This window comes from Metabacillus niabensis (assembly GCF_902829255.1).
Classification (GTDB): Bacteria; Bacillota; Bacilli; order Bacillales; family Bacillaceae; genus Metabacillus; species Metabacillus niabensis.
Genome location: NZ_CADEPK010000195.1, coordinates 1 through 10,229 on the forward strand (window position 1 = coordinate 1; position 10,229 = coordinate 10,229).

Annotated in this window: 10 protein-coding genes; 6 read left to right on the top strand and 4 right to left on the bottom strand. The window is 35.5% G+C overall.

Annotation, left to right across the window (positions count from 1 at the left end; all coding sequences use genetic code 11):
• Both HU235_RS12890 and HU235_RS12895 read right to left on the bottom strand, forming a co-directional pair.
• Positions 1 to 647: DUF3231 family protein (locus HU235_RS12890; RefSeq protein WP_174880463.1), on the bottom strand; the 647-nt coding region annotated here is incomplete at its 3' end.
• Between the two features lie 236 nt (positions 648 to 883).
• The gene (locus tag HU235_RS12895; protein WP_095302125.1) at positions 884 to 1,837 is read right to left on the bottom strand and encodes a ribose-phosphate diphosphokinase; all 954 of its coding nucleotides are present in this window, start codon (positions 1,835 to 1,837) and stop codon (positions 884 to 886) included.
• Between the two features lie 400 nt (positions 1,838 to 2,237).
• Here HU235_RS12895 and HU235_RS12900 point away from each other — a divergent pair, with 400 nt between their 5' ends.
• The 4 genes from HU235_RS12900 to cydC are packed head-to-tail and all read left to right on the top strand — an operon-like array spanning position 2,238 to position 8,097.
• A complete protein-coding gene (locus HU235_RS12900; protein ID WP_095302126.1) occupies positions 2,238 to 3,641 on the top strand; it encodes a cytochrome ubiquinol oxidase subunit I in 1,404 nt (467 codons plus the stop codon).
• The gene (gene cydB / locus HU235_RS12905) at positions 3,628 to 4,641 is read left to right on the top strand and encodes a cytochrome d ubiquinol oxidase subunit II (RefSeq protein ID WP_174880464.1); all 1,014 of its coding nucleotides are present in this window, start codon (positions 3,628 to 3,630) and stop codon (positions 4,639 to 4,641) included. Before HU235_RS12900 ends, cydB begins: the two co-directional genes overlap by 14 nt.
• Complete coding sequence (gene cydD, locus HU235_RS12910) at positions 4,641 to 6,380, top strand: thiol reductant ABC exporter subunit CydD (protein ID WP_174880465.1); 1,740 nt, start codon at positions 4,641 to 4,643, stop codon at positions 6,378 to 6,380. Before cydB ends, cydD begins: the two co-directional genes overlap by 1 nt.
• Positions 6,355 to 8,097, top strand: a complete 1,743-nt coding sequence (cydC, locus tag HU235_RS12915; protein ID WP_174880466.1) for a thiol reductant ABC exporter subunit CydC — start codon at positions 6,355 to 6,357, stop codon at positions 8,095 to 8,097. The genes cydD and cydC overlap by 26 nt, the downstream gene beginning before the upstream one ends.
• A 56-nt stretch (positions 8,098 to 8,153) precedes the next feature.
• Here the strand turns inward: cydC and HU235_RS12920 are convergent, their stop codons facing one another.
• Complete coding sequence (locus HU235_RS12920; protein WP_095302130.1) at positions 8,154 to 8,306, bottom strand: YflJ family protein; 153 nt, start codon at positions 8,304 to 8,306, stop codon at positions 8,154 to 8,156.
• A 153-nt stretch (positions 8,307 to 8,459) separates the two neighbouring features.
• Between HU235_RS12920 and HU235_RS12925 the strand changes: the two genes are divergently transcribed.
• Together HU235_RS12925 and HU235_RS12930 are read left to right on the top strand one after the other, a co-directional pair.
• Positions 8,460 to 8,885, top strand: coding sequence for a DUF2935 domain-containing protein (locus HU235_RS12925; RefSeq protein WP_095302131.1), 426 nt, complete (start codon positions 8,460 to 8,462; stop codon positions 8,883 to 8,885).
• A gap of 171 nt (positions 8,886 to 9,056) precedes the next feature.
• On the top strand, positions 9,057 to 9,800 hold the full coding sequence (locus tag HU235_RS12930; RefSeq protein WP_233452218.1) for a YqcI/YcgG family protein: 744 nt from the start codon (positions 9,057 to 9,059) through the stop codon (positions 9,798 to 9,800).
• 65 nt (positions 9,801 to 9,865) lie between these two features.
• Here HU235_RS12930 and HU235_RS12935 read toward each other — a convergent pair.
• The coding region (locus tag HU235_RS12935; protein ID WP_174880468.1) for a protein adenylyltransferase SelO family protein at positions 9,866 to 10,229 on the bottom strand (364 nt) is incomplete at its 5' end.

Consider the following 10,229-nt stretch of genomic DNA (forward strand, 5'->3'; position numbering starts at 1 on the left):
TCTTTAGATTTGGCAACTTGGCAGAAGCCTATTAATAATGCCTTGGTAACTATACTTTTTTTCAAATTAAAAAACACATTCGTTATTTCACTACCGTTTAAGGTTCTCTTATCTCCAAAAAATCCTGAAAAGAAATTATTTGATTTTACAAAATCGATTCCAGTAGCATTTGGAAGATATGGAGGACGATGATAAATTCCTTTTGAAAGTAGTAATTCAATTGTTTTATTATACAAACTAATGCCATCACGAATCTTATCCTCATAAAAAAGACGCATATCTTTACGAGTTACAATTGTTATAGCAACTGAATATGCTGAAAGCCCATGAATCGTCATTTCATGGAGGTATTTAAGACAGAAACCATCTGAATATAACTTCGGGGCTTCTAAATAAACATCATGTGAAGTAAAGCCTTGGGGAACAGTATACCCTTCTTTTTTGAAAATGCTTTCAATTTGACTTAAGTTTTTCTCTGAAGTCGCAATCGCATCCTTGAATATTTCCTTAATATCATCACTTTCTGCTTCAAGATTATTATACATATATGTATTAACACGAAGATTTAAAGAATCTGATTGATATTGTGTCCACAAGCCTGTGATTTCAGGACCAGTTAATTTTGTGTTATGAGAAGTATCCATCATTTATTCCCTCCTTATATGTTCATCAAAAGAAATTAAACTGGTGATTGTAAATTCGATTTTGTTTTAATTTGTCCAAATTCGTTATACCCTATCCATTTTTTTACTTTGCATCATACTATGAAGCTTACATAGATATTTTCAGTAAGTCTTATAAAGACAAAAAAAGACGCAAACAATTCTCGCGTCTTTCTTCATTTCAATAAATTTAATTAATTCAGTGCCGAAAATATATTCTTTTATTGAACAAGCTCATCCACTGATAAATTTTCTTGAATGCGCTTTATAGCTTCACTAATTAACGGAGCTACGGACAGCTCAACAATTTTATCTATACGTTTTTCCTCTGGAAGTAAAATAGAGTCTGTCACAACCAACTCTTTAATTTGTGAATTTTGGATACGTTCAATTGCTGGTCCAGAAAGAACTGGGTGTGTACAGCAAGCATATACTTCTTTTGCACCGTTCTCGACAAGTGCGTTTGCAGCTAAAGTAATCGTTCCTGCAGTATCAATGATGTCATCAATTAAGATTGCCGTTTTTCCTTCGATATTTCCTACGATATTCATCACTTCTACGACATTTGGTCTTGGGCGTCTTTTATCAATGATCGCAATTGGTGCCTTTAAGCGGTCGGCTAATTTTCGGGCGCGTGTTACACCACCGTGGTCTGGAGAAACGATAACAATATCATCAAACTTTTTATTTAAGAAATATTCTCCTAAAATAGGTACACCTAACAAATGGTCAATTGGAATGTTAAAGAATCCTTGAATTTGTTGTGCATGAAGATCTAGAGCAATTACACGATTAGCACCAGCTTTTTCAAGAAGGTTCGCTACTAGCTTTGCAGTAATCGGTTCACGGGCTCTTGCTTTACGGTCTTGTCTTGCATAGCCATAGTAAGGAATAACCAAATTGATTGTATTAGCTGAAGCACGTTTTAAAGCATCAATCATAATTAATAGCTCCATTAAATGCTCATTAACAGGGTTGCTAATTGATTGAATAATAAAGACATCGCTACCACGAATACTTTCTTCTATGTTAATTTGAATTTCCCCATCACTGAAGCGTGTAACAGAGCTTTTTCCTAATTCAATCCCAAGAATTTCACTAATTTTTTTTGCTAATGCTTGGTTCGAGTTTAATGTAAATATTTTTAAATTTGAATCTTGAAAGTGACTAGACATTATTAAGTGAAAACCTCCATAAGGAATTATTAAATTAAATTCGACATAATTCTAGTTTACACTATTAACACTGCATACAATAGTCATTATATAAAAAATAACGTGAAAAAATTTAATTTTATTGATCTACGGATAATCCCTGTACATCTAACATTGTTTAGCTTAAAAACAATGCTAGTTTAGAAAAGAGCTCTCTAAATGCTCGAGTAACGCTCCCCCTTACCAAATACCCCCAATTAATCATTACAATTTATCTATATTAAATAGTTCATTTTCCTTATTCTTGAAAAGTCTTGACAAATTATTGTAACAATTGCTTCAAAGTATGTTCACAACTTCACAATCTCCTTTAGTAGTTTTGGTGCTATATTTTAAGTGAAAATACATAGGAGGGATTCAAATGACTGAGATTATGCTGGCAAGACTACAATTTGCATCAACGACAATCTTCCATTTTTTCTTTGTCCCATTGTCAATCGGTCTTGCCTTTTTAACTGCACTCATGCAAACAATGTATTATGTTACGAAAAAAGAAAAGTATTTAAAAATGACCGATTTCTGGGGAAAGTTTTTCTTAATTAACTTCGCTGTCGGTGTCGTGACTGGGCTTATCCAGGAATTTCAATTTGGAATGAACTGGTCAGAGTACTCTCGATTTATGGGAGATATTTTTGGTGTACCACTAGCTATTGAAGCATTGCTTGCATTCTTTATCGAATCAACATTTATTGGGATTTGGGTATTTGGTAAAAATCGAATCCCAAAAGGATTACATTTAGCGAGTATTTGGCTAGTTTCATTTGGAACAATCATTTCAGCATTTTGGATTTTAACTGCGAATTCTTTCATGCAAAATCCAGTTGGCTACGAGCTTGAAAATGGTCGAGCACTTATGAATGATTTAGTTGCTGTGCTTACAAATCCAAAGGTACTTGTTGCCTTTCCACATACTATTTTCGCAGCACTTGCAACAGGTTCATTCTTTATCATTGGTGTTAGCGCATGGAAATTATTAAAGAAGCAGGATCTTTCTTTTTTCAAATCTTCCATGACAATCGCCTTAATTGTCGGCAGTATTTCCTCTTTAGGGATCGCCTTTTCAGGTCACTCTCAAGCAGGCTATCTCGTTGAAGCACAGCCGATGAAAATGGCTGCTGCCGAAGGAATATACGAGGATACAACTGATCCAGCACCATGGACGGTCATTGCAAATATCGATACCGAAAATAAAGAAACAACGATGAGCTTAAAAATCCCCTATTTGCTTAGCTATTTATCATACGGTGAATTCAAAGGTGAAGTACAAGGGATGAATACAATCCAAGCTCAATACGAAGAAAAATTTGGTGATGGTAATTATATTCCTCCGGTCAAAACAACATTTTGGAGCTTCCGAATTATGGTTGGTTTCGGCTGTGCAATGATATTGCTAACGTTCCTAGGATTAATTTATCGTAAATGGGGAAAACCAGAAAACCACCCATTTTATTTAAGAATTATGGTGTTCATGATTGCTGCTCCATTTATCGCAAATACATCTGGTTGGATTATGTCTGAAATTGGACGGCAGCCATGGATTGTAAATGGTTTATTTCAAACATCACAAGCGATAAGTCCAAATGTTTCTTCAGGACAAATTCTATTTTCGCTAATTGCCTTTTTAATCGTTTTTACATTGTTATTTGCAGCAACGGTCTATCTTTTTGTAAAAGTTATTAAACAAGGACCATATGTAAAAAAAGAAGAAGATGTTTCTGCTTCAGACCCTTTTAGCACAGGAGGCTTGGACCATGCAGTTAAGTGAGATTTGGTTTTTATTAATTGGTCTGTTATTTGTCGGATTTATTTTTCTTGAAGGCTTTGATTTTGGTGTTGGAATGAGTACAAAATTCCTCGCCCGCAATGAAATGGAAAAACGAGTACTCATCAATACGATCGGCCCTTTTTGGGATGCGAATGAAGTATGGTTAATTACAGCGGGTGGTGCAATGTTTGCAGCATTTCCTCATTGGTATGCAACGTTATTTAGCGGGTATTACATTCCATTTGTCGTTCTACTTCTCGCCCTAATTGCTCGAGGAGTTTCATTTGAATTTAGAGGGAAAGCGCATATGAACAAATGGAAACAAACATGGGACTGGTCAATATTTTTTGGAAGCATACTCCCACCGTTTCTAGTTGGCGTATTATTTTCAAGTTTAATTAAAGGCTTACCTATTGATGATGAGATGAATATGTACGCAGGCTTCACTGATATTGTAAACCTTTATACAGTTGTTGGTGGGATCGCTTTTGTCCTTTTATCCTATTTACACGGATTAATGTTCATATCGTTAAAAACAACTGATTCATTAAGAGAGCGTGCTCGTGAGCAAGCAAAAAAAATCTATTATGCATGTGGCGCCATTATCGTTCTATTTGTTGGTCTAACGGCTTTATATACACCTGCATTTTCTGAAAAGGGCTTATATATTATTCCAATCTTCGGTGCCGTTATATTGCTCTACCTTCTCCTCTTGCCATTACTAAAACAAAAACGAGAACGGCTAAGCTTTACGATGACTGGCTTAATTATGATTCTAGTAACAGCGTCATTTTTTGTTACTTTGTTCCCGAATGTGTTAATAAGCTCGCTTGATTCGGCAAACAACATAACGATTTATGCTGCCGCATCTGGTGACTATTCGTTAAAAATTATGACAGTTGTTGCACTGACGATGGTACCTATCGTTTTAGCGTATACGATTTGGAGCTACTATGTATTCCGAAAACGAGTGACAGATAAGGAGCATTTAGAATACTAATGGATAAACAATTATTCACCTATAATGGTATGAAAAAACTATTTAGCATCATTAGTGTACTTACGATTGTTCAATGCTTCACAATCATTTTGCAAGCAATTTACTTATCAAAAATTATTACGAGTATGTTTCAAGGGACAGTTTGGACAGCTGTCCTTCCCTATTTCTTTATGTTTATATGTTTCTTTGCTTCTCGGCATTTATTGCAATGGCTTAAAGAAAGACTAAGCTATCACTTTGCCGAAAAAACAGCATTTGCTCTACAAAAGCAGCTGATAACAAAGCTATTTGAAATAGGCCCTAATAAAATATCAAAGAATGGAACAGGAAATATGATCACTTTAGCTCTTGAAGGTATTCCAAATTTCCGAAAATATCTTGAGCTATTTATTCCTCGTTTCATTTCAATGCTTTTCAGTCCAGCAATTATCTTAATATACGTTTTCTTATCAGATACCCTCTCAGGCATTGTCCTTACAATTACAATGCCTGTCATGATTGTGTTTTTAGCTTTACTAGGCATAGCAGCCAAAAAAAAGGTTGATGACCAAATGGAAACATACCGTTTACTTTCCCGACATTTTGTTGATTCGTTACGGGGTATTGTCACACTAACTTATTTAGGAAGGAGCAAATCACATACGAAAGCAATTGCTACAGTAAGTAATAAATATCGAATTGCAACAAATCGGACTTTACGAGTGGCATTTCTTTCAACATTTTCACTTACCTTTTTCTCAAGTTTGTCCGTTGCAGTCCTTGCAGTTGAATTAGGTGTTCGGCTCATTAATGGGACAACAGGGCTAGAAACTGCCCTCGCGATGCTTATTTTAGCACCAGAATATTTTGCACCTGTAAGAGAATTTGGCAATGACTTTCATGCAACAATGGATGGAAAAGAAGCAGGAAAACAAATCAATGAATTGCTTAATGAGGATAGTCTACCTGAGGGCAATGAAACGGTAGCCATTCCAAAATGGAATAAAGAATCTACATTAACAGTCAACCAATTAACTAAAAGATCAAACGATGAAAATCGCAATCTCCTTAAAAATATTCGGTTTGAAGTAAGTGGGTTTAAGAAAATCGGGATTATTGGGGCATCTGGTGCAGGAAAATCGACATTCATTGATCTAATTTCAGGCTTTACGATTCCTAACGAGAGTGACATTAAAATAAATGGAATCACACTCCCCCATTTTTCTGTTACAGAATGGCAAAGACAGCTTTCTTATATTCCACAGCACCCGTATATTTTCTCTGGGTCGATTGCTGAAAATATTTGCTGGAACAAACCTAAGGCAACAATCGAGGAAATAAAAAATGTCGTAAATATAACCGGCTTAAACGAGCTCATCAATCGCCTTCCAAACGGCCTCGAAGAAAAAATCGGTCAAGGAGGACGGAGCTTAAGCGGTGGTGAAGAACAAAGAATCTCATTGGCTCGAGCTTTATTAACGGATCTGCCAATCCTCATACTAGATGAGCCAACTGCCCATTTAGATATTGAAACAGAGCATGAAATCAAACAAATGATTCTTCCATTAATGGAAAACAAGCTCGTCTTTTTTGCTACCCATCGTCTCCATTGGATAAAAAACATGGATATTATTTTTGTTATCAACGATGGTAAGTTTGTCGAAATCGGAACACACGAAGAGTTATTTGAGAAAAAAGGGCATTACTTCCATTTCATTGGAGGGAAGATACAAAATGAAGCTATATCAGAAGTTTATTAATCCTTATATGAAACAATATTTAAAGTCGGTTATGATCGCCATCTTCTTTGCAGTACTTACAATGCTGACAAGTGCACTGCTCACCTTTACATCAGGATATTTGATTTCAAAGGCATCACTCAAGCCTGAAACGATTTTACTTTTATATGTACCTATTGTAGGTGTTCGTACTTTCGGGATATCACGAGCAGTTTTCCAATATATTGAACGATTAACAAGTCATAATGCTGTTTTAAAGATTCTTAGTACAATGCGTGTTCAACTATATGAAATGATTGAGCCACAGGCATTGTTCATTCATAATCGTTTTAAAACAGGTGATTTATTAGGTACTCTTGCTGATGACATTGAACATCTACAGGATGTTTATATCCGAACAGTCTTTCCAACAATTAGCGCAATCGTTGTTTTCTTTATAACAAATGTAACACTCGCCTTTTTTGATTGGAAATTTGCGATATTTATCGCATTATGCCTTGGAATCATTGTTTTCGTATATCCTCTTCTATCTTTATACATGCTTAAAACAAGGCAAACAGAACAAAAATCATGGCATGTTAAGCTTTATGAGTCGTTAACAGATACGCTTTTCGGCATAAAGGACTGGATGATAAGTGGAAAAAAGGAGCAATTTATTCAACAATTTTTAAACGCTCAATCTGCAAAAAATCAAATTGATCGCTCGATAGCGTTTTGGAATCAAACAAGAACATTACATCTACAGTTATTATCTGGGATTATTATGATTTCTATGGCGATTTGGGCAAGCATTATGGTTCAATCAGGTGAATTTGCACCAAGCTATATAGCTGCTTTTACGCTTGTAACATTGCCGATAGCTGAGGGATTACTTCCTGTTTCCCATGCAGTTGAAAGAATTCCTTCTTATAAGGAAGCATTAATAAGGCTAGATCGAATTGAACGTTTTTCAAGTAATGGACAGAAACGTTCAGACATTTCAAGCAAAATTCCATTGAAAAATATAACGATAGAACTGAATCAGCTTACCTACCGTTATCAAAATCAGCAAGAAAATGCTGTAAATAACATCTCACTTAGAATTCAACAAGGGCAAAGGTTAGCGATACTTGGAAAAAGTGGTGCGGGAAAGTCTACACTTATTCAATTATTACAAGGCTCCCTCCTTCCTACATCTGGAACAGTTTCAATTGCTGGTTTCGCACCAGAACATTTTGGAGATAGCATTTATGACATCATTAGTGTATTAAATCAGAAGCCATATCTTTTTGCAACAACTGTTGAAAATAATATTCGCTTAGGAAATGAGCATGCATCCCGTGAAAAAATTGAGGAGATTGTCAAACAAGTAGGATTAGCTCATTATATTCAATCACTTCCGAACGGTCTTGATACACAAATGGAGGAAACCGGACAACGCTTTTCTGGTGGGGAAAGACAAAGAATTGCTCTTGCAAGAATTTTATTAAAAAATACACCGATTGTTGTTCTTGATGAGCCAACAATTGGACTAGACCCTTTAACAGAATCCAAGCTAATGGACACGATCTTTGATGTTCTTAAAGATAAAACCATTATTTGGATTACTCATCATTTGATCCAAATTGAAAAAATGGATCATATAATCTTCCTAGATCATGGTGAATTGACAATGCAAGGCACTCATGACGAGCTTATGAGAACAAACAAACGCTATCAACAATTGTTTCAGTTGGATCGCGGTAAAGCACATGTTTGAAATAATTACTTACTTAAAAAAAGGGCAATTGATATAATCACTGCCCTTCCCTCTCCTTACTTCGTTCTTTTCACTATAAAATCATAATACAATCCTCGTAAAACTGATGTTTTATATAATTCTATTTTTCTTCTATCAATTGGGTGCCGATTAATCCCCTTTGACTTTAACTGCTGAACAAACCAACCCTTCGATCCTGGATATGCCATATTTTTCACCTCTTTATCTATGCTTGTCCTAAATGTATGTAGTACTTAAGAAAACTATGAATAGGATTTTTTTCTTAATTTGGTGCTTTTTTTAAACTAGTTGAATAAAACTTAAATAGAGAAATGGATATTCCAATTAATAGGAGGATATTTATGCAATTTTATTATGGAACTCAAATGCCATTACGTGTATTAGATGAGGCTGAATTTTGGAAGCATCAGGAAGAAGAGCACACAGTTGTCATTCGCGAGCTAGTTAAAAATCTTGAGCAACAATATGTGGAGGATTTACAAAAATGGGAGGACGAATTTGCTAAAGCACACCACAGGGTTATTCGATACATTGAAACTGTGAATCGTTCAAATGGACAAGTTTCTCCTGCACTCTATCAGGACGTGCTTCAGCTTGTCACGTTCTGCTTAAAACAAAGCGAGGAATTTACAAATTTTTGCCGGATGCTGATGAATGAAAGTGAACCTATTAAACGAAATCAAACGGCAAAAGTAGTTTTAAATCATATAATTGTAGAATCGGAGTATTTTATTGGTGTTGCCCAAACCATTTTATATAAAGGATAAAATGAGATTTTCAATACTATCACAGCACCCCAATTTTTTTGGGTGCTTTTTTAATTAATATGCTTATTAGATCTATGTTAACAATCCCCATCTACAAAAGTTGAAATGCTGGACATTCACCTCGTAAAGTGCTCTGCCGTATACTGTATGAGCCTTGAGGAGGTGATTCAATTGAATCGTTTATATACATCTGATTCGTTGGACGGTTTAGGCAATTGGGAAAAATCTGTTTTAAGTAAATTCACTTTGAAAATGACGAATAAACAAGAGCTGTTTCCATGTATCCCAGCTACACAAGGACACAGATTGAACCATTTTCGTTACGGATTTTTAGGTGATCCAAGAAGCGAATCTTCAGTTGAGGAGCTTGCAGCGTTACTAACTGAATACACGAGGACATCAAAGGAATTTGGGGAATTTACATCATTGATTGTATTTTTTCAAACACCGAAAGAAATAAAAGAAATGTACTCAGTCGAGCAATATGAGCAATTATTTTGGAATCACCTAAATGGTTTAACGAAGCTAGACAAGAAAACCTGGCCTAAGCATATTCCTGTTACCCCTCATGAACCACTATGGGAGTTTTGTTTTCATGGTGAGCAATATTTTATATACTGCGCAACACCAGCACATTACCGTAGAAAAAGCAGGCAGTTTGATGACTATATGTTAGCTATTACTCCTAGATGGGTGCTTACAACATTTGAACATTCAGGGACATATGCACATAAAATTAGAAAGCATATACGTAAAAGACTTGAAAAATACGATTCAACCGGGATCCATCATAGCTTAAATCAATATGGAAATGCCGACAATTTCGAATGGAAGCAATATTTTTTACATGATGATGATAGCGAACTTTCTAAATGCCCGTTTCATATGTGGAAAAAAGAAGATAAAGAAGAATGACCATCAAAAATTTTAACATTAACGTCATTTTGATGGTCAAGTGTTTCGTAAAACCTTCATTCCAATTATGTTCCGCAATAGGTGCGATATGGGATTGTTGTCGGCTCTGGTAATTTTGTATATTCCACATGACGGGTTGAATAAGAAAAAGGTGAAGAAAGCACATCAAGTAGCTTCTCCATGACGGTAAAATCCCCCTCTTCTTCAGCAGCCTTCAGCGCTTCCTCAACCCGATGATTCCTTGGGATAACCGAAGGATTTGATTTTTTCATTAGCTGATGAGATGCTTCAATTGTTTGCTCCTGTCGCAAACGTCTTGCCTGCCATTTTTCCTGCCAATTGTTAAATTCTTCACTTTTAAACAAGTCTGTATTTGAAAGCTCATTTATCGTTAAGGAGCGGAATGTATTCGTATAATCTGCATTATAT